This is a genomic window from Phreatobacter oligotrophus (assembly GCF_003046185.1).
Lineage (GTDB): Bacteria > Pseudomonadota > Alphaproteobacteria > Rhizobiales > Phreatobacteraceae > Phreatobacter > Phreatobacter oligotrophus.
On record NZ_PZZL01000005.1, the window covers coordinates 342,181 to 360,235 of the forward strand.

19 protein-coding genes are annotated in these 18,055 nt (G+C 69.3%); 11 read left to right on the forward strand and 8 right to left on the reverse strand.

What is annotated here, in order from left to right; all coding sequences use genetic code 11:
* Window positions 1–7: 7 nt before the first annotated feature.
* On the reverse strand, window positions 8–319 hold the full coding sequence (locus tag C8P69_RS13830; RefSeq protein ID WP_146167341.1) for a hypothetical protein: 312 nt from the start codon (window positions 317–319) through the stop codon (window positions 8–10).
* A gap of 166 nt (window positions 320–485) precedes the next feature.
* Here C8P69_RS13830 and C8P69_RS13835 point away from each other — a divergent pair, with 166 nt between their 5' ends.
* From C8P69_RS13835 to C8P69_RS13870, 8 genes are all read left to right on the forward strand, one after another.
* Complete coding sequence (locus C8P69_RS13835; RefSeq protein ID WP_108178002.1) at window positions 486–1,679, forward strand: CaiB/BaiF CoA transferase family protein; 1,194 nt, start codon at window positions 486–488, stop codon at window positions 1,677–1,679.
* Window positions 1,680–1,713: 34 nt separating this feature from the next.
* On the forward strand, window positions 1,714–2,511 hold the full coding sequence (locus C8P69_RS13840) for an enoyl-CoA hydratase (protein ID WP_108178003.1): 798 nt from the start codon (window positions 1,714–1,716) through the stop codon (window positions 2,509–2,511).
* A 10-nt stretch (window positions 2,512–2,521) separates the two neighbouring features.
* The gene (locus C8P69_RS13845; protein ID WP_108178004.1) at window positions 2,522–3,295 is read left to right on the forward strand and encodes a short-chain dehydrogenase/reductase; all 774 of its coding nucleotides are present in this window, start codon (window positions 2,522–2,524) and stop codon (window positions 3,293–3,295) included.
* A 125-nt stretch (window positions 3,296–3,420) separates the two neighbouring features.
* A complete protein-coding gene (locus tag C8P69_RS13850) occupies window positions 3,421–5,217 on the forward strand; it encodes a gamma-glutamyltransferase family protein (RefSeq protein ID WP_108178005.1) in 1,797 nt (598 codons plus the stop codon).
* A gap of 25 nt (window positions 5,218–5,242) precedes the next feature.
* Window positions 5,243–5,959 (forward strand): DUF1028 domain-containing protein, encoded by a 717-nt coding sequence (locus C8P69_RS13855; RefSeq protein WP_108178006.1) that lies wholly within the window; start codon window positions 5,243–5,245, stop codon window positions 5,957–5,959.
* A 61-nt stretch (window positions 5,960–6,020) separates the two neighbouring features.
* Window positions 6,021–7,553 (forward strand): ABC transporter substrate-binding protein, encoded by a 1,533-nt coding sequence (locus C8P69_RS13860; RefSeq protein WP_108178007.1) that lies wholly within the window; start codon window positions 6,021–6,023, stop codon window positions 7,551–7,553.
* Window positions 7,554–7,567: 14 nt separating this feature from the next.
* Entirely contained in the window at window positions 7,568–8,509 is a 942-nt protein-coding gene (locus C8P69_RS13865) for an ABC transporter permease (RefSeq protein WP_108178008.1), read from the forward strand.
* Window positions 8,510–8,551: 42 nt separating this feature from the next.
* Window positions 8,552–9,397: an ABC transporter permease gene (locus C8P69_RS13870; RefSeq protein ID WP_425440761.1), complete on the forward strand. Its 846-nt coding sequence runs from the start codon at window positions 8,552–8,554 to the stop codon at window positions 9,395–9,397.
* A gap of 178 nt (window positions 9,398–9,575) precedes the next feature.
* On the opposite strand, the gene C8P69_RS13875 is transcribed toward C8P69_RS13870, so the two are convergent.
* From C8P69_RS13875 to C8P69_RS13885, 3 genes are read right to left on the reverse strand one after another with little or no spacing between them, the layout of a single operon-like run.
* The gene (locus C8P69_RS13875; protein ID WP_108178010.1) at window positions 9,576–10,340 is read right to left on the reverse strand and encodes an ABC transporter ATP-binding protein; all 765 of its coding nucleotides are present in this window, start codon (window positions 10,338–10,340) and stop codon (window positions 9,576–9,578) included.
* Window positions 10,337–11,353, reverse strand: coding sequence for a FecCD family ABC transporter permease (locus C8P69_RS13880; protein ID WP_108178011.1), 1,017 nt, complete (start codon window positions 11,351–11,353; stop codon window positions 10,337–10,339). Before C8P69_RS13880 ends, C8P69_RS13875 begins: the two co-directional genes overlap by 4 nt.
* Before the next feature lie 2 nt (window positions 11,354–11,355).
* Window positions 11,356–12,423, reverse strand: a complete 1,068-nt coding sequence (locus tag C8P69_RS13885; protein WP_245902032.1) for an iron ABC transporter substrate-binding protein — start codon at window positions 12,421–12,423, stop codon at window positions 11,356–11,358.
* Between the two features lie 49 nt (window positions 12,424–12,472).
* Between C8P69_RS13885 and C8P69_RS13890 the strand changes: the two genes are divergently transcribed.
* Window positions 12,473–13,111: a GNAT family N-acetyltransferase gene (locus C8P69_RS13890; RefSeq protein WP_245902033.1), complete on the forward strand. Its 639-nt coding sequence runs from the start codon at window positions 12,473–12,475 to the stop codon at window positions 13,109–13,111.
* Here C8P69_RS13890 and epmA read toward each other — a convergent pair.
* Window positions 13,104–14,153: an EF-P lysine aminoacylase EpmA gene (gene epmA, locus C8P69_RS13895; RefSeq protein WP_108178013.1), complete on the reverse strand. Its 1,050-nt coding sequence runs from the start codon at window positions 14,151–14,153 to the stop codon at window positions 13,104–13,106. The two genes, C8P69_RS13890 and epmA, sit on opposite strands and share 8 nt — an antisense overlap.
* 93 nt (window positions 14,154–14,246) lie before the next feature.
* On the opposite strand from epmA, the gene C8P69_RS13900 reads away from it, so the two are divergent.
* Entirely contained in the window at window positions 14,247–15,065 is an 819-nt protein-coding gene (locus C8P69_RS13900; RefSeq protein ID WP_108178014.1) for an acyl-CoA thioesterase, read from the forward strand.
* 92 nt (window positions 15,066–15,157) lie between these two features.
* On the forward strand, window positions 15,158–15,727 hold the full coding sequence (gene efp, locus C8P69_RS13905) for an elongation factor P (RefSeq protein ID WP_108178015.1): 570 nt from the start codon (window positions 15,158–15,160) through the stop codon (window positions 15,725–15,727).
* Between the two features lie 251 nt (window positions 15,728–15,978).
* On the opposite strand, the gene C8P69_RS13910 is transcribed toward efp, so the two are convergent.
* The 3 genes from C8P69_RS13910 to C8P69_RS13920 form a co-directional block, all read right to left on the reverse strand.
* Window positions 15,979–16,374 (reverse strand): nuclear transport factor 2 family protein, encoded by a 396-nt coding sequence (locus tag C8P69_RS13910; protein ID WP_108178016.1) that lies wholly within the window; start codon window positions 16,372–16,374, stop codon window positions 15,979–15,981.
* A 26-nt stretch (window positions 16,375–16,400) separates the two neighbouring features.
* Window positions 16,401–17,087 (reverse strand): zinc metallopeptidase, encoded by a 687-nt coding sequence (locus C8P69_RS13915; protein ID WP_108178017.1) that lies wholly within the window; start codon window positions 17,085–17,087, stop codon window positions 16,401–16,403.
* Window positions 17,088–17,162: 75 nt separating this feature from the next.
* Entirely contained in the window at window positions 17,163–18,008 is an 846-nt protein-coding gene (locus C8P69_RS13920; RefSeq protein WP_108178018.1) for an ABC transporter ATP-binding protein, read from the reverse strand.
* Between the last annotated feature and the right edge of the window lie 47 nt (window positions 18,009–18,055).

The following is an 18,055-nucleotide window of genomic DNA, read 5'->3' on the forward strand; positions in this document are numbered from 1 at the left end:
TCCCCGATCAGCCCCGCGACGAGGGCGCGACGACCTCCGCCGCGGTGCGGGCAACCTCCTGCAGGTGCATGGCCTCGTCGGCATAGGCGCCGAGGGTTTCCGCCGCAAAGCGCAGCTCGATGTCGATGAAGTCGAGCGGCGAGCGGATCGACGACCAGGCGCGGATGCGCTCGCCCTGCGCCTTCAGCCGTTCTGCGGCGAAGTCGCGCAGTTCGGCGCCGACGGCGCTCGCCACCGCCGGCAAGGCGGCAGCATAGGCGACGAGGTCGGCGGGACCGGGTTGGGACGGGGACGGGGGTGCGGGAGTCCGTGCGAGCATGGGAACCTCCTGTGTGACCATGACGGGCAGCATGGACCTCTCCCGCCCGCCAGTCGCTGCGCTGGATCAACTCACAGCCGGCCTGTCATGCCGGCTGTCCCCTTTCCGTCGGCGGCGGAACCGCCCTAGTCTGCGGGCCCTTCTGCCCAAAGGCCCCGGACAGGACATGCCCAGACCGCGCCCATCGACCGCGCTCGACCACATTCGCGTCCTTGATCTCACGCGCGTGCGCGCGGGGCCCACCTGCTGCCGCGTCCTCGCGGATTTCGGCGCGGACGTGATCAAGATCGAGGCCCCGCCCGGCGTTGACCCGAACGAGAACATGTCGGGCGACCGCCACGGCTTCGACATGCAGAACCTGCACCGCAACAAGCGGTCGCTGACCCTCAACCTCAAGACCCAAGAGGGCCGCGCCGTCTTCCTGAAGCTGGTGGAGACGGCCGACGTGGTCGTCGAGAACTACCGGCCGGACGTGAAGGACCGCCTCGGCATCGGCTACGAGGCCCTGCGCGCGGTGAACCCGCGCATCATCCTCGCCTCGGTCTCCGGCTTCGGCCAGACCGGCCCCTACCGCACCCGCGCCGGCTTCGACCAGATCGCGCAAGGCATGGGCGGGCTCATGGCCATCACCGGCCATCCCGGCGAGGGGCCGATGCGCGCCGGAATCGCCGTCGCCGACTCCGCCGCCGGTGTCTATGCGGCCACCGGCATCCTCGTCGCGCTGGCCGAGCGCGAGAAGTCCGGCGAGGGCCAGTGGGTGCAGACCTCGCTGCTCCAGGCCATGATCGCCATGTGCGACTTCCAGGCCGCCGTCTACACGGTCGAGGGCAAGGTTCCTCCGCAGAACGGCAACGACCATCCGCATTCCACGCCCATGGGCGTGCTGCCCACCGCCGACGGCTACATCAATGTCGGCGTTGGCGGCGAGGGCCAGTGGAAGAGCTTCTGCACGGCCATCGGCCGCGACGACCTTGCCGACCATCCCGACTACGCCGACGCAAAGCTTCGCTTCAAGAACCGCCCGGCCCTGATGGGCCTCCTCGGCGACCTGTTCCGCACCCAGTCCACCGCCCACTGGCTCGATCGCCTGGAGAGCGAGGGCGTGCCGGCAGGGCCGATCTACACCATGGACGAGGTCTTCGCCGATCCGCAGGTCGAGCATCTCGGCATGGCCGTGCCGGTCCACCACCATGCCCGCGGCGACATCCGCCTCATTGCCCAGCCCCTCGTCATGTCGCGCACGCCCTGGGCCATCGAGACGCCCGTCGCCGAGCCCGGCGAACATACCGAAGAGGTGCTGGCCGAGGCCGGCTTCTCCCCCGACGAGATCGCCGGCCTGCGCGCCTCCCGCGTCGTCTGAGCCAAAGCCCATTCCAGGACCCAAGGACTGATCCGTGACCGAAGCCCACACCCCCTCCGTCCGCTATGCCGTCGCAGCCGGCGTCGCGACGCTGACCATCGACCAGCCCGCCAAGATGAACGCCATGACGTACGACATGTGGTCGAGCGTCCCAGGCCTGGTGAAGCGCGCGGAGGAGGACCGCTCCGTCCGTGTCATTGTCGTCACCGGTGCCGGCGACAAGGCCTTCTGCGCCGGCGCGGACATTTCGCAGTTCGGCGAGAAGCGCACCGGCGAGGAGGCCGTGCGCGCCTATGACATCGCCGTCGCCAACGGCATGGCGGCGATCCACGATGCGGCCAAGCCGACCATCGCCGTCATCCGCGGCATCTGCTTCGGCGGCGGTTGCGCCCTCGCCCTCACCTGCGACCTGCGCTTTGCCACGGCGGATTCGCGCTTCCGCGTGCCGGCGGCCCGCCTTGGCCTCGGCTACGGCTTCTCCAGCGTGAAGATGATGGTGAAGAAGCTCGGCGTCGCCGCTGTCGCCGACATCCTCATCTCCGCCCGCATCCTCGATTCCACCGATGCCGAGCGCGCCAAGGTCGTCCATCGCGCCTGGCCACGCGAGAGCTTCGATGCCGAGGTGAAGGCCTATCTCGACACTGTGGCCGCCAATGCCCCGTTGACGCTGGCCGCGATCAAGCGCTCGCTGGTCGAACTGTCGAAGCCCGAGGCCGAGCAGGACGCCGATGCGGTCGACGCCCTCGTCGCCCGCTGCTTCGCCTCCGCCGACTACAAGGAGGGCCAGAAGGCTTTCCTCGAAAAGCGCCTGCCCGACTTCAAGGGCGAGTGAGGAGCCCATCATGGATCTCGGTCTCGCCGGCAAGAAGGTCATCGTCACCGGCGCCTCGAAGGGGATCGGGCGCGCCTGCGCCGAGGTCTTCGCTGCCGAGGGCGCCCATGTGGTGATGGTGTCGCGGGACGCGACGCGGCTGAAGGCAGCGGCGGCGGAGATCCAGGCCCGCCACCAGGGTCCGGTGGAGATCACCTCGGCGGACCTATCCCGCCCCGCCGACCGGGAGGCGCTCTGGGCCAACCACCGCGACGCCGACATCCTCGTCAACAATGCCGGCGCCATCCCCGCAGGCGGCCTCCTCGACATGTCCATGGAGACCTGGGAGGAGGCCTGGGCGCTCAAGGTGATGGGCTACATCCACCTCACCAAGCTCGCCCTCGGCGGCATGAAGGAACGGGGCGGCGGCGTCATCGTCAACATCATCGGCATGGCCGGCCGCCTTCCCCGCTACAGCTATGTCTGCGGCGGCGCCGGCAATGCCGCTCTCATGGCCTTCACGGGCGCTGTCGGCGGCAAGTCGCAGGAATGGGGCGTGCGGGTCTTCGCCATCAATCCTGCCGCCACCCGCACCGACCGCATCATCTCGCTGTCCAAGAAACGGGCACTCGATGCCTTCGGCGACGAAAGCCGCTGGGAGGAGATGCTGACCGACCTGCCGCTCGGCCGCCTCATCGACCCGAAGGAAATCGCCAACGCGGCGGCCTTTCTCGCCTCCCCCGCCTGTGGATACGTCTCGGGCGCGACCCTCGACATCGACGGCGGCCTCGCCTTCAAGGGCTGAGCCGGGGCGCGACAAGGCGCCTCGCTCTCCCTTGCCGACTTGGCTCATGTCTTGCTTATGATACAAGCCTCTCCGGAGGCGCCCCTTCGCCGCGTGCGGCAAGGGCCTGGAAGGAAGACCCCAGCATGGCTCGTTTCACCACCCGGCCGGAGATCGACGGCACGTTCGGCGTCGTCGCGACGACGCACTGGATCGCCTCTGCCGTCGCCATGGGCATCCTGGAGCGCGGCGGCAACGCCTTCGATGCCGGCTGCGCCGCGGCCTTCACCCTCCAGGTGGTCGAGCCGCACCTGAACGGCCCGGGCGGCGACGTGCCGGTGATCCTCTACGACGTCAGGAAGGGCGAGGTGGAGGTCATCTGCGGCCAGGGCCCGGCCCCCGCCGGCGCCACCATCGACCACTACCGCTCGCTTGGCCTCGACCTCGTGCCCGGCACCGGGCTCCTCGCCACCTGCATTCCCGGCGCCTTCGACACCTGGATGTTGATGCTGCGCGACTACGGCACGATGCGCCCGCGCGACGTGCTGGAGGCGGCCATCGGCTATGCCCGCCACGGCTATCCGCTGGTCGAGCGCATCACCGACACGATCAAGACGGTCGAGAGCCTCTTCCGCGAGCACTGGGCCTCCTCGGCCGCCGTCTATCTGCCCGGCGGGGCCGTGCCGAGGCCCGGCGACCTCTTCACCAACGTCAAGCTCGCCGAGACCTACGAGCGCATCCTCCGGGAATGCGAGGGCGGTACGCGCGAGCAGGAGATCGAGCGGGCCCGCAAGGCCTGGTCACAGGGCTTCGTCGCCGAGGCCATCGACCGCTATTGCCGCACCGAGGCCGTGTTCGACGTCACCGGCCAGCACAACCGCGGCGTCCTCACCGGCCAGGACATGGCGACCTGGACCGCCACCGTCGAGGCGCCTATCCACTACGACTACGGCCGCTACCGCGTCTTCAAGCCGAGCACCTGGAGCCAGGGCCTCGCCTGCCTGCAGCAGCTTGCGCTGCTCAAGGGCTTCGACCTCGACGGCATCGACGTCGCAGGCCCGGACTTCGTCCACCTCGTCACCGAGGCCGCCAAGCTCGCCTTCGCCGACCGCGAGGCCTTCTACGGCGACCCGGCCTTCGTCGACGTGCCGATCGAGACCCTCTTGTCCGAGGCCTACAATGCCGAGCGCCGGAAGCTGATCGGCGACACCGCTTCGCTGGAGCTGCGCCCCGGCACCATCGCGGGTGCCGGCGGCAAGGTCGATGCCCGCGTCGCATCCGGCAAGCGTATCGCGGTCGGCGCGACGGGCGCCGGCGAGCCGACCGTCGGTGACATCGACACCGACCCGAACGGCGTCACCCGCGGCGACACCGTCCATTTCGACATCATCGACCGCTGGGGCAACATGGTCTCCTCGACGCCCTCGGGCGGCTGGCTGCAATCCTCGCCGGTCATCCCCGAGCTCGGCTTCTGCCTCGGCTCGCGCGCCCAGATGTTCTGGCTCGACGAGACCCACCCCGCCGCCCTCGTGCCGGGAAAACGTCCGCGCTCGACGCTGACCCCCACCATCGCCTTCCGCGATGGAGCGCCCTATCTCGCCTGGGGGTCGCCCGGCGGCGACCAGCAGGACCAGTGGATCCCGCAGATGTTCCTTCGCCACGTCCATGCCGGCATGAACATCCAGGAAGCGATCGATGCGCCCGCCTGGCACACCGAGCATTTTCCCGGCTCGTTCTGGCCGCGCACCTCGCGCCCCGGCGTCATCGTGGTCGAAAGCCGCTTCCCGCAGGCGACCATCGACGAGCTGCGCCGTCGCGGCCACGAGGTCGAGGTCGGCGGCGCCTGGTCGGAGGGCCGCCTCACCGGCGCCCGCAAGGAGGGCGTGCGCCTCAAGGCCGGCGCCAATCCGCGCGGCATGCAGGGCTACGCGGTGGGCCGATGATGAACCGGCGCGGAAGGATCGCGGCATGACCTGGTCGCTCATCGCCCGGGACGAGGCCACGGGGGCCATCGGCATTGCCGTGGCGACGCGGTTCTTCGCCGTCGGCGCGTTGCTGCCGCATATCGACCCGGCCGGCGGCGCTGTCGCCACGCAGGCCCTTCTCAACCCGACCTATGGCCCGCGCGGCCTGCGCCTCCTGCGCGAAGGCGTGCCGGCCGATGACATCGTGCGCTTCCTCGTCGCCTCCGATGCCGGCGCCGACCATCGCCAGCTCCACGTGATGGACCGCGCCGGCCGTTTCGCCGCCCATACGGGCGGGGCTTGCATCGACTGGTGCGGCCACGCGATCCATGAGGGCTTCTCGGTCGCCGGCAACATGCTGGCCGGTCCCGAGGTCATCGCCGAGACCGCCCGCGCCTTCCGCGACGGGGCGGGCCAGCCCTTCGCGCGCCGGCTTATCGCGGCGCTGAAGGCCGGCGAGGCCGCAGGCGGCGACAAGCGCGGCAAGCAGTCCGCCGCCATCCTCATCCACGAGGGCCAGGAATACCCGGCCCTGTCGCTGCGCGTCGACGACCATGCCGATCCGCTCGCCGAGCTCGAGAGACTGGAAAAGGTCTCGCGGGAGCGCTTCGTCCATTTCGCCCGATTCTTCGCCACCGCCGAGGACCCGAGCGGCACCTTCGACCGCGACGTGATCAACGCCGCCATCGATGCCGCCGTGGCCCGAGAGGCCGGCGGCTGATCCCCTTCCCCCCAACCATCAGAAGCGCCCAAGGCGCCGACATCACCAGAGGACGACACGGATGACCAAGTTGAAGCTCCTGACCGCCGCCCTCCTCGCGGCCGGTACGCTGACCGCCGCCGCGCCCGCAGCTCACGCCCAGCAATCCGTGCTGCGCATCGGCCTCGCCGAGGATCCGGATGTGCTGGATCCCTCACGCGGGCGCACCTATGTCGGCCGCATCGTCTTCGCCTCGCTCTGCGACAAGCTCTTCGACATCGACGACAAGCTGAACATCGTCCCCCAGCTCGCCCTGTCGCATGAGACCTCGGCTGACGGCCTCAGCGTCACGATCAAGCTGCGCCCCGGCGTCAAGTTCCACGACGGCGAGCCCATGGATGCCGAGGCGGTGCGCTTCACCCTCGACCGTCACATGACGCTGCAGGGCTCGTTCCGCCGGCCCGAGATCTCCGCCATCGACAAGGTCGAGGTGGTCGATCCGCTCACCGTCCGCCTGGTGCTGAAGCAGCCCTTCTCGCCGCTCCTCGCCCAGCTCACCGACCGTGCCGGCATGATCGTCAGCCCCAAGGCGGCCCGCGAAGCCGGCGAGCGCTTCGGCTCGGCCCCGGTCTGCGCCGGGCCCTACCGCTTCGTCGAGCGCGTCCAGCAGGACCGCATCGTCGTCGAGCGCTTCGCCGACTACTGGGACAAGGACAAGGTCACCATCCAGCGCATCGAGTACCGCCCGATCACCGACGCGACCGTGCGCCTCGCCAACCTGCGCTCCGGCCAGCTCGACCTGATCGAGCGGGCGCTCGCCACCGACATCCCGCAGATCCGCAGCAATCCGCAGCTGCGCCTCGCCGTCGGCGTCGACCTCGGCTACCAGGGCATCACCCTCAACATCGCCAAGTCCGATGCCGGCCGGCAGTCCTTCGGCCGCGATCCCCGCATCATCCAGGCCTTCTCGCTCGCCATCGACCGGCAGGCCATCAACCAGGTCGTGTTCAACGGCTCGGCCATGCCGGGCAACCAGTGGGTGAACCCCGACAATCCCTATTTCCAGTCGCGCTTTCCCGTGCAGCAGCGTGATGTCGCCAAGGCCCGCCAGCTGATGCAGGCGGCCGGCGTGCGCGGGCCCCTTGCCATTGATTTCATGGTGCCGAACAACCCGGAGGTCCGTCAGGTCGCCGAGGTGCTGCAGGCCATGACGGCCGAGGCCGGCTTTGACCTGAAGATCCGCGTCACCGAGTTCGCGACCTCCCTCCAGGAGGCCGAGCAGGGCCGCTACCAGGCCTATATGCTGAACTGGTCGGGCCGCACCGATCCGGATGGCAACGTCTACTCGTTCCACGCCTGCAACCAGCCGCAGAACTACGGCGGCTACTGCAATCCTGCGGTCGACGCGCTGCTCAACGAGGCCCGCACCAAGACCAGCCCGGCCGAGCGCAAGGCGATCTACGAGAAGGTCACCGAGATCCTGCTGGCCGAGGGCAACATCGTCTATCTCTACCACCGCCCCGTGGTCATCGTTCACTCCGCCCGCCTCGAGGGCTTCAAGCCGCTCCCGGACGGTCTCGTCCGCGTCGTCGGCCTGCGCTTCCGCGGCAACTGACACGATAGCGACCCATGTTCACGCTCATCGCCCGGCGCCTGATCCAGCTCATACCGACCATCTTCTTCGTGTCGGTGATGATCTTCCTCCTGCAGCAATTGCTGCCCGGAGACCCTGCCCTCGTCATGGCGGGTGAGGAGAAGGACCCGGCGGTGATCGAACAGATCCGCCAGCGCTACCGGCTCGACCAGCCGCTCCCCGTCCAGTACCTCGCCTGGATCGGGGGCGTGCTGCGCGGCGATCTCGGCGAGAGCATGCGCCTCGCCGAGCCCGTCTCCACCCTCGTCGCGCAGAAACTGCCGGTGACGGTGCAGCTCGCCATCATGGCGATGATCTTCACCCTCGGCATCGGCATTCCTGCCGGCATCATCTCGGCGGTGAAGAAGGACACGGCCTGGGACTACGTGGTCAACGTCGTCGCGCTGTGGGGCATTTCCACGCCGAACTTCTGGCTCGGCATCATGCTGATCTTCCTGTTCTCGGTGCAGCTGGGATGGCTGCCGGCCTCGGGCTATGTCTCGCCCTTCGAGGATTTCTGGGCCTCCATGGCGGCGACGATCATGCCGGCCTTCGTCCTCGGCAATTCCTTCGCCGGCGTCATCATGCGCCACACCCGCGCCGCCATGCTGCAGGTGATGGAGAGCGACTATGTGCGCACGGCGCGGGCCAAGGGCCTCGATTCCCGCACGGTCATCCTGAAGCACGCGCTGCGCAACGCGCTCACCCCGGTCATCACGCTGGGCGCGCTGGAATTCGGCACGCTGCTCTCCGGCGCGGTGCTGACCGAGCAGATCTTCTCCATCCCCGGCTTCGGCAAGCTCATCGTCGACGCCGTGTTCAACCGCGACTACGCGGTGGTGCAGGGCGTCGTGCTGATCACGGCGACGACCTATATCGTGCTGAATCTCCTGGCCGATATCGGCTACATCCTCGCCAATCCGCGGCTGAGGAGCTGACCCATGGCCGCCTCCTCCACCCTTGCGTCACCCGCCGACGACATGACCCACGAGAGCCCCGGCGCCCGCGCCTGGCGGCGCCTGAAGAAGCGCCGCACCGCCATGGTGGCGCTGGCCATCCTCGTCGTGCTGACGCTGCTGGCGGTCTTCGCGCCGCTGATCGCCACCCACGACCCGACGCAGCAGAGCTGGCGGGCGGTCCGCCAGGCCCCGTCCTGGATGCACTGGTTCGGCACCGACGAGGTCGGCCGCGACATCTTCTCCCGCATCGTCTACGGAACCCGCGCCTCGCTCTCGGCCGGCGTCATCTCGGTCGCCATCGCCATTGCCGCAGGCGTGCCGCTGGGGCTGCTCGCGGGCTATGCCGGTGGCTGGGTGGACGCGCTCATCTCGCGCATCACCGACGCCATGCTGGCGAGCCCCTTCCTCATCCTCGCCATCGCGCTCGCGGCCTTCCTCGGCCCCTCGCTGCAGAACGCCATGATCGCCATCGGCATCACCGCGACGCCGGTCTTCGTGCGCCTCACGCGCGGCCAGGTCCTGTCGATCAAGATGGAGGACTATGTCGAGGCGGCGCGGGCGGTGGGCAACACCAAGCTGCGCATCGCCTTCACCCACATCCTGCCGAACGTCATGCCGCAATTGCTGGTGCAGGGCACGCTCACCATCGCCACGGCGATTATTGCGGAAGCCTCGCTCTCCTTCCTCGGTCTCGGCCAGCAGCCGCCCGCGCCCTCCTGGGGATCGATGCTGAACGTCGCCCAGCGCTTCCTGTCGAACGCGCCGTGGATGGCGGTCTTCCCGGGGATCGCGATCTTCCTGACGGTGCTGAGCTTCAACCTGCTCGGCGACGGCCTGAGGGACGCGCTGGACCCGAAGGCGAAGTGAGGGGCGCTCGGGCCTGTCCCCGGACCGTCTTCCCCGCGTCATGCCCGGCCTTGTGCCGGGCATCCACGACTTGACCACCGCCATCAGAGGAATTCGTGGATGCCCGGGATAAACCCGGGCATGACGGGTGGAGGTTCACGCGTTAGACCCTCCCGCGCGGCGTGCGAAACGGCGACCCTTACCCCGGCAGGAAGGCCGTTCGCCCGCCCGGCTCCACGACCGTCTCCACCGGCGCGCCGTAGAGCGCCGCGAGCCGCTCCTGCGACAGGACCTCGGCGACTGGCCCCACCGCCATCACCCCACCGTCGCGCAGCAGCGCGACGCGATCGGCATGGCCGAGCGCCTGGTTCGGGTCGTGGGTCGTGAACAGGACGCCGAGCCCGTCGGCCGCCAGGCTGCGGATCTGCCGCATGACCTTGCCCTGGTTGCCGAAGTCGAGGCTCGCCGTCGGCTCGTCGAGCACGATGAAGCGTGGCTCTTGGGCGAGGGCGCGGGCGACCAGCACGAGCTGCCGCTCACCGCCCGAGATCATCGTCACGGACCGGCCGGAGAGATGGGCGATGCCGAGCCGTTCCAGCATGGCGGCGGCAACCGCCCGGTCCTTCGCGCCGGGACGGGCGAAGAGCCCGCCATGGGCCGTGCGGCCCATCAGCACCACGTCGAAGGCGGTGAAGGCGAAGGTGCCGTGATGGCTCTGCGGCACATAGGCGACGAGGCGGGCGCGCTCGCGGACCGGGATCGCCGCGAGGTCGCGCCCGTCGAGCATCACCGACCCGGCCTGGGGCGGCAGCAGTCCGAGCAGCGTCTTGAGAAGCGTCGTCTTGCCCCCACCATTGGGGCCGAGCAGCGCCAGCACCTCCCCCGCCGCGACGGCGAGGCTGACCCCCTGCCCCACGGGGTGGCCGCGATAGCCGAAGGCGAGATCCTGGGCGGCGAGCGTCACGACCAGCCCCCACGCGACGAGGCGAGGAGCCAGATAAAGAAGGGCGTCCCGATCACCGCCGTGAGGATGCCGAGCGGCACCTCGACCGGCCCAAGCGTGCGGGCAAGCGTGTCGATGAGCAGGAGATAGCCGCCGCCGAGCAGCGCCGAGGCCGGGATGAGCTTGCCGAAATCAGGGCCGACCAGGAACCGCGCGAGATGCGGCACGACCAGCCCCACCCAGCCGATGATGCCGGCGGCAGCGACGCTTGCCGCGGTGGTCAGCGTCGCCGCGACGACGATGACGATGCGCAAGAGGCCCGTGGGAAGGCCGAGGGCGCGGGCCTCCTCCTCCGGCAGCGACAACGCGTTCATCCGCCAGCGCAGCGCCACCAGGACCGCCGCGCCGATGACCACGGGACCTGCAAGCGGCAGGAGATCGGCGGGGCTCGCGGCCGAGAGGCTCCCGAGCAGCCAGAAGGTCATGGCCGGCAGCTGGTTGTAGGGATCGGCGAGCACCTTCACGAGCCCGACGCCCGCGCCGAGCAGCGCGCCCATGACCACGCCGGTCAGCACCAGGGTCAGGATCGGATCGCCCGACCGGATGGTGGAGCCGACCGCATAGACGGCCGCGACCGCCACCAGTCCGCCGACGAAGGCCGCGGCCTGGATGCCGAAGATGCCGAAGGAGAAGAGGATGGCCAGCACCGCTCCCAGCGCCGCCCCCGATGACGCCCCGAGAATGTCCGGGGAGACCAGCGGATTGCGGAACAGCCCCTGGAAGGCGGCGCCCGCAATGGCCAGCGCCGCACCGCAGGCGAGCGCCGCCAGCACGCGTGGCCCGCGGATCTGGAAGATCACCGCCTCCACCGCCGGCGACAGGCCCGAGGGCGTGCCGGTCAGGCGCGACCACAGCGCCACCGCGATATCGGTCAGGGTGACAGGAAACCGCCCCACCGCGAAGGCGACGCCGATGCCGAGGACGAGCACCGCCACCGCGACGGCCCCGCCGCTGAAGGATCGCGCCGGGCTCATGATCAGTCGCGGCCGGCGAGGACGCGGTCGATCTGCGCCTCGGTCGGGGTCACATGGTAGAACAGCGTGTGGAAGTCGCGCGTCAGCGTCCGGATGTCCTCGCTGACCAGCGCGGGATAGAGGATCTTGGCGAGCCACCAGAGCCCGGCGAGCCGGTTCACCGAGGGCGGGAAATCCACCCAGCCGAAGGGGATCTTCGGTGAGAGATGGACCCGCCCATCCGCCACCGCCTTCACCCCGCGCCAGGCCGGGTCGGACCGCACAGTGGCGGCGAAGGTCTGGTCGATGGTGATGATCACCTCGGGATTCCAGGCAAGCACCTGTTCGAGCGAGACACTGGCGAGCCCGCCGCCCATGGCGTCGCGGGCAACGTTCACCGCGCCGAGGAACTCCACCGTCTCGACATTGATGGAGCCGGCGAGGCCCGTCTCGAGGCCGCGGGGCCCGCGGGCATAGTAGACGCGGGGCCGGCGCTCCTGCGGCACGGTCTCGGTGCGTGACAGCAGCGTCTTCATCGTCTCTTCGGCCCAGTCCGACAGGAGCTTCGCCCGCCGTTCGAAGCCGGTGAGCTGGCCAAGCGTGATGTAGCTGCCGGGAATGGCGTCGAAGCGGCCGTCGAGCAGCGCATAGGGAATGCCGGTCTGCCCCTGCACGCGGTCGGCGAGTTCGGCGAAGGTGCGACGGGTCGAGCCGGAATCGAGGATGAGATCCGGGCGGAGCGCCAGCACCAGTTCGAGATTGGCGGTGTTGCCGCGGCCGGTGATGCGGCCGACCTCCGGCCGCGACCCGACCTCGGGCAGCAGGAACTCGCGTTCCTCCGGCCGATTGGCGCGCGGCCAGCCGATGAGCAGATCAGGGGCGAGCGTGTAGAGCAGGATGGCGGCCGGGGGGCCGGCCGGGAAGACACGGCCGACGCTCGCCGGGATCGGCACCTGCCGTCCCGCGCCATCGATGACGAAGGGCGTGCGCGCGAGCGCCGGCGCGGCGAGGCCCGCCGCGAGCGTACCGAGGGCCAGCCGCCTGTCGATGCGCAGGCTCATGCCGAAGCCGCCCCTGAGATCATGCCGCATGCCGCGACCTTCATGCCGCGTCTCCTTCGGTGTAGAGGTCGGCGCGACCATGCCTCGTCGTCCCATCGGCGTCGAGGGCCAGCAGGACGCATCCCCCATGACCCTCCTGAACCTCGACGGCTATACGGACCTGCCCGCAGGCAAGATCGCCGCCGTGGTGACCTATCTGGAGATGAAGGAACGGCCCGCCGCGCCACCCGCCGAGCCGTTGCCGCTCCGCCCGGTCCCCGCGCCAGACCTCGCCTGGTATCGGAGCCTCTATGCGCGGATCGGCCTCGACTGGCTGTGGACCTCCCGGCTTCTCATGACCGATGCGGAGGTCGCCGCCGTCCTGCACCACCCCGCCAATGCCCTGTTCGTCGCCGAGGAGGCGGCGGACGCGATCGGCATCGTCGAGCTCGATCGCCGAAACCCTGAGGATGTCGAGATCAGCTTCTTCGGTCTCGTGCCCGGGGCCACCGGCCAGGGCCTCGGCCCCCGGATGATGGCGGCGGCGCTTGGCCAGGCCTGGCAGCCGGAGACACGGCGCGTCTGGCTGCACACCTGCACCCTCGACCATCCGGGTGCCGTCAGCTTTTACCGGCGCTGTGGCTTCACGCCCTACAAGCGCGCCATCGAGGTGATGGACGACCCGCGGCTCACCGGCGCCATCCCGCGCGAGGCGGCGCCGCGCGTGCCCCTCATCTGAGGGTGTTGGGCACCGGCGTCCAGACGACCTCCTCGATGTGGCGGGCGCCGGTGGCAAGCATCACGAGACGCTCGAAGCCCAGCGCGATGCCGGCGGTCGGCGGCATGAGGGCGAGGGCTGCGAGAAGCTCCTCGTCGATCGGATAGGCCTCGCCATAGACGCGCTGCTTCTCCGCCATCTCCGCCGTGAAGCGGCGGCGCTGCTCGGCAGGATCAGTGAGCTCGCCAAAGGCATTGGCGAGTTCGACGCCGCAGGCATAGAGCTCGAAGCGCTCGGCGACCCGCGGGTCGGCCGCCTTGGGCCGGGCCAGCGCCGCCTCCGAGACCGGATACTCGCAAAGGATGGTCGCGCGGCCGAAGCCGAGATGCGGCTCGATCCGCTCCACCAGCACCTTCGAGAAAATGTCGGCCCAGGTGTCGTCCTCGGACACGCGGATCCCGGCGGAAACCGCCTGCCTCGCGAGGCCATCGCGGTCGGTGGCGCCCCCCTCCGCAACGGTCGCCAGCAGGTCTATGCCGGCATGGCGGCGGAAGGCTTCGGCCAGCGTCAGCCGCTCAGGCTCCAGCGCAGGATCGCAGTCGTGCCCGCGCCAGGTCAGGCGGTCGCGGCCGGCGGTGGCGCAGGCGAGGCGCATTAGGTCGGCGCAATCCGCCATCAGCTGCTCGTAAGCCTCGCCCACCCGATACCACTCGACCATGGTGAACTCGGGATGGTGCAGCGGGCCCCGCTCGCGGTTGCGGAAGACGCGGGCGAAATCGACGATGCGCGTCTCGCCGGCGGCGATGAGCTTCTTGGCGGCGAACTCGGGCGAGGTTTGGAGATAGAGCGGCTGCGCCCGCCCCTCGATGGTCAGGGCCTGCGTGGCGAAGCCGTGGAGATGCGCCTCGTTGCCCGGCGAGACCTGCAGGATGCCGGCCTCGACCTCGGTGAAGGCGCGGTCCGCGAACCAGCCCCGCAGCGCCGCCTTGATGCGGTTGCGCGACAGGAGGAACGGGCGGCGATCGGCATGGCGGTCACGGTCCCACCAGGGCGAAGCGGTCATCGGTCAGCACCCATGACCTTCGGCATCATTGCCGAAGGGCAGCCCCCCTCATAGGCTCCGCCGCTTCACGAGAAAACCTCCCCCGAGCTCTCCATGACCGATGCCCTCCACCCGCTCGACGCCGCCCTCGCCTTCACAGCCGGCGCGGACGGGGCCCTCGCCGGCCGCACTTCGCCGGCCTACTGGAACATGGTCGGGCCCTTCGGCGGGATCACCGCGGCGCAGCTCCTGAAGGCGGCGCTCGACCACCCGGCCCGCATCGGCGAGCCGGTGGCGCAGACCGTCAACTTCTGCGCGCCCATCGCCGAGGGCGACTTCGTCATCCGGGTGAAGGAGGTGCGCTCCGGCCGCTCGGTGCAGCATTTCTATGCCGAACTGGTGCAGGGCGAGACCATCGCGGCGAGCGCCACCATGGTCTTTGCCAGGCGCAGCCCGACCTGGGGCCACCACACCGCCGCGATGCCGGAGGCGCCGCCTCCGGCAGACGTGCCGGTGCTCACCAAGAAGCCGCCGCTCGCCTGGCTCGGCGCCTATGAGTTCCGCTACGTGTCAGGCCTTCCGATCATGGCGAGCGAGGCCTTCCCTGAGCCCCAGAGCGCGAAGTCGCTGATCTGGGTGGCCGACCAGCCGCCGCGGCCGCTCGACCACGTGGCGCTCGCCTCGCTCTGCGACGTCTTCATCGTCCGGGTGTTCCAGGTCCGCGGTCTCAGGACCCCCGCCGGTACCGTGTCGATGACGTCCTACTTTCACGCCAGCACCGAGGAGCTGGCACGGCAGGGCACGCGCCCCCTGCTCGCAAGGGTCGATTCGACCCGCTTCGGCGACCAGTTCCACGACCAGCAGGCCGAGCTCTGGTCCGACGAGGGCAAGCTCCTCGCCACCACCACGCAGGTGGTCTGGTTCCGCGAGTAAGTCGCGGGGGTGGCGCTTTTGCGCAACTTCGTCTATGCGACGGCGCGACAGATCACGCGGGTCAGACCCGCCAATCCCCAAGGACCCATCCCGTGCCGAAGGTCATCGCCTCCTCCGTCCGCAAGGGCAACATCCTCGAAGTCGACGGCAAGCTCTACCTGATCGTCTCCGCCCAGAACATTCATCCGGGCAAGGGCACGCCGGTCACCCAGGTCGACATGCGTCGCCTGTCCGATGGCGTGAAGGTCTCCGAGCGCTGGCGCACCACCGAAATGGTCGAGCGCGCCTATGTCGAGGACCGTCCCTACACCTACCTCTACTCGGATGGTGACGGGAACCACTTCATGAACAAGGAGACCTACGAGCAGATCGCGGTCCCTGACGACATCCTCGGCGACGCCAAGCCCTATCTCCAGAACGAGATGGAAGTGAAGCTGTCGGTCTATGAGGGCAATGCCGTGGGCATCGAGCTGCCGCAGCGCGTCACCCTCGAAGTGGTCGAGACCGAGCCGGTCACCAAGGGCCAGACGGCCTCCTCCTCCTACAAGCCCGCGATCCTCTCCAACGGCGTGCGCACGCTGGTTCCCCCGCATATCGGCGTCGGCACCCGCATCGTCGTCATGACCGAGGACGGCTCCTATTCCGAGCGCGCCAAGGACTGAGATTTTCGCTCTTGGTTGAGTGCATCAAGGCCGGGCCAACGCCCGGCCTTTTTGTTTCGGGGAAGCCTCGTGCTGATGAAGGCCCCACCCGTACCCTCCCCGCTGCGCGGGGAGGGAGACTTCGACCTCGCGCCATATGTCTGATGGGTTGAGCCAGGCAGGACGGTTGGGCGAACACCCGGGACGTCGTGGTCTCCCTCCCCGCGCAGCGGGGAGGGTGCGGGTGGGGCCTGTTGTGAGGCGCCGCGGTCCTAGACCTTCGCCATCGCCGTCGCGAAGCTCCAACTGTCCGGATAGACCTCGTAGGCCGCGACGCGGTCGCCCTCGAAGCGGAAGAGGTTCGCTGCGCGCACCTTGAGTTCCTCCCCCGTGGCGCGCACCCGCCAGTGGCCCTCCAGCACGATGACGACACCGCCCTCGCCCTCGATGCGATGGACCGTGTCGATGCCAAGGATCTCCAGGTGCTCGGCGACGCGCTTGAAGAAGGTTAGCACCTTCGGCCGTCCCTCCCAGACGCCGGCCCACGGGACGATCCCCGCCGGGCCGTTCCAGCGCACCACCACGTCGTCGGTGGTCACGGCGGCGAGGGCAGCGGCATCACCGGCGCGCAGCGCGGCATACCAGCGGTCGAGAATGGCCTGGGTCATGCCGCCTTCATGGCCGCCACCGGTCCTCAGCGCAAGATGCGGATGAGACGGGTCAGGTCCAGCAGGGTCACCAGCGCCGAGGCGACATAGGTGAGCGCCGCCGCGCGCAGCACGGATCGCGCCGCCGGCACGTCATTCTCGTGGAGATAACCGCCGCCGGAGAGGACGGGCAGCGCCTTGCCGAAGCTGGCGTCGAACTCCATCGGCAGCGTCACCACATGGATGGCGAGGCGCGAGCCGAGCAGCAGCAGCGCCACCGCCACCTGCACCACCGCGATCACCGGCGAGCGCACGAAGGCGAGGACGAGCGGCGCCGTGGCGAAGAGGATCGCCGCGCCGATCTCCAGCTTCTGCGCGAGCTGCGCCATGCGGATGCGGGCAAGGAACAGCCGGTCGCCGTCGCGATGCTGGATGGCATGGCCGACCTCGTGGGCGGCCACCGCCACCGCCGTCACCGAGCGGCCCGCATGGATCTCCGGTGACAGCCGCACCACGCGGTCGATGGGGTCGTAATGATCGCCGGAATCGGTCACCTCGACCTTCACGTCGGTGAGGCCCGCCTGCTCGAGCAGGTGCTCGGCCAGTTCGCCGCCGGTGCCGGGGAAATCCTCGCGCTCGACGCCATGGCGGCGCATTTCCCGCTTCACCCACCATTGCGGGCCGAAGATCAGGGCGAGGAGGGCGACGACGCCGAGGATAATGAGAAAGGGCATGACGCGATTTAAGTCGTCATGCCCGGGGCGCAAGTTCAAGGGCCGCGTCGACGCGCCGCGGCGGATTTGCCGGCGTCAGGCCAGCCAGCGCTTCCGGCGCTTGTAGCTCTTCACGTTCCGGAAGCTCTTCTTGTCGCCTTCGGCGACGCCCAGATAGAACTCCTTCACGTCCTCGTTCTCGCGCAGTGCCTTGGCGTCGCCGTCCATGACGATGCGTCCGGTTTCCATGATGTAGCCGAAGGTGGCGTAGCGCAGCGCCATGTTGGTGTTCTGCTCGGCCACCAGGAAGGAGACGCCCTCGCGGGAATTGATGTCGCGGACGATCTCGAAGATCTGCTCGACGATCTGCGGGGCAAGACCCATGGAGGGCTCGTCGAGGAGGATCATCTTCGGCCGGCTCATCAGCGCGCGGCCGATGGCGCACATCTGCTGCTCGCCGCCCGATGTGTAGCCGGACATGGAATTCCGCCGCTCCTTGAGGCGCGGGAAGTAGGTGTAGATCTTCTCGAGGTCGTCGCGGATCGCCGCCTTGCCGTCGCGCCGGGTGAAGGCGCCGGTGAGCAGGTTCTCCTCGATCGTGAGATGGCCGAAGCAATGCCGGCCCTCCATCACCTGGATGCAGCCGCGCCGCACGAGATCGTTGGGTGAGAGCGCCTGCACCTCCTCGCCCTCGAAGAGGATGGAGCCCTTGGTCACCTCGCCGCGCTCGGCGTGGAGCAGGTTGGAGATGGCCTTCAGCGTCGTCGTCTTGCCGGCGCCGTTAGCCCCGAGGATGGCGACGATGCCGCCGCGCGGCACCACCAGCGACACACCCTTCAGCACGAGGATGACGTGGTCGTAGATGACCTCGATGTTGTTGACGGCGAGGATCAGGTCCTGGGCCGTCTCGGCAACGGGGGTGACGTGGGTCGGGGCACTCATCGCGGTCCTCACACCCGCCGTTCGTCCTGCCCGGGCTTGTCCCGGGC

Excerpts from the sequence above, each read along its gene's own strand:
- C8P69_RS13915 (WP_108178017.1), bottom strand. The coding sequence starts at position 17,087 with ATGCCCTTTCTCATTATCCTCGGCGTCGTCGCCCTCCTCGCCCTGATC.
- C8P69_RS13920 (WP_108178018.1), bottom strand. The coding sequence starts at position 18,008 with ATGAGTGCCCCGACCCACGTCACCCCCGTTGCCGAGACGGCCCAGGAC.
- C8P69_RS13890 (WP_245902033.1), top strand. The coding sequence starts at position 12,473 with ATGCCTCGTCGTCCCATCGGCGTCGAGGGCCAGCAGGACGCATCCCCC.
- C8P69_RS13855 (WP_108178006.1), top strand. The coding sequence starts at position 5,243 with ATGACCTGGTCGCTCATCGCCCGGGACGAGGCCACGGGGGCCATCGGC.
- C8P69_RS13850 (WP_108178005.1), top strand. The coding sequence starts at position 3,421 with ATGGCTCGTTTCACCACCCGGCCGGAGATCGACGGCACGTTCGGCGTC.
- C8P69_RS13860 (WP_108178007.1), top strand. The coding sequence starts at position 6,021 with ATGACCAAGTTGAAGCTCCTGACCGCCGCCCTCCTCGCGGCCGGTACG.
- C8P69_RS13900 (WP_108178014.1), top strand. The coding sequence starts at position 14,247 with ATGACCGATGCCCTCCACCCGCTCGACGCCGCCCTCGCCTTCACAGCC.
- C8P69_RS13830 (WP_146167341.1), bottom strand. The coding sequence starts at position 319 with ATGCTCGCACGGACTCCCGCACCCCCGTCCCCGTCCCAACCCGGTCCC.
- C8P69_RS13845 (WP_108178004.1), top strand. The coding sequence starts at position 2,522 with ATGGATCTCGGTCTCGCCGGCAAGAAGGTCATCGTCACCGGCGCCTCG.
- C8P69_RS13880 (WP_108178011.1), bottom strand. The coding sequence starts at position 11,353 with ATGAGCCCGGCGCGATCCTTCAGCGGCGGGGCCGTCGCGGTGGCGGTG.
- C8P69_RS13835 (WP_108178002.1), top strand. The coding sequence starts at position 486 with ATGCCCAGACCGCGCCCATCGACCGCGCTCGACCACATTCGCGTCCTT.
- C8P69_RS13910 (WP_108178016.1), bottom strand. The coding sequence starts at position 16,374 with ATGACCCAGGCCATTCTCGACCGCTGGTATGCCGCGCTGCGCGCCGGT.
- C8P69_RS13870 (WP_425440761.1), top strand. The coding sequence starts at position 8,552 with ATGACCCACGAGAGCCCCGGCGCCCGCGCCTGGCGGCGCCTGAAGAAG.
- C8P69_RS13865 (WP_108178008.1), top strand. The coding sequence starts at position 7,568 with ATGTTCACGCTCATCGCCCGGCGCCTGATCCAGCTCATACCGACCATC.
- C8P69_RS13885 (WP_245902032.1), bottom strand. The coding sequence starts at position 12,423 with ATGCGGCATGATCTCAGGGGCGGCTTCGGCATGAGCCTGCGCATCGAC.
- epmA (WP_108178013.1), bottom strand. The coding sequence starts at position 14,153 with ATGACCGCTTCGCCCTGGTGGGACCGTGACCGCCATGCCGATCGCCGC.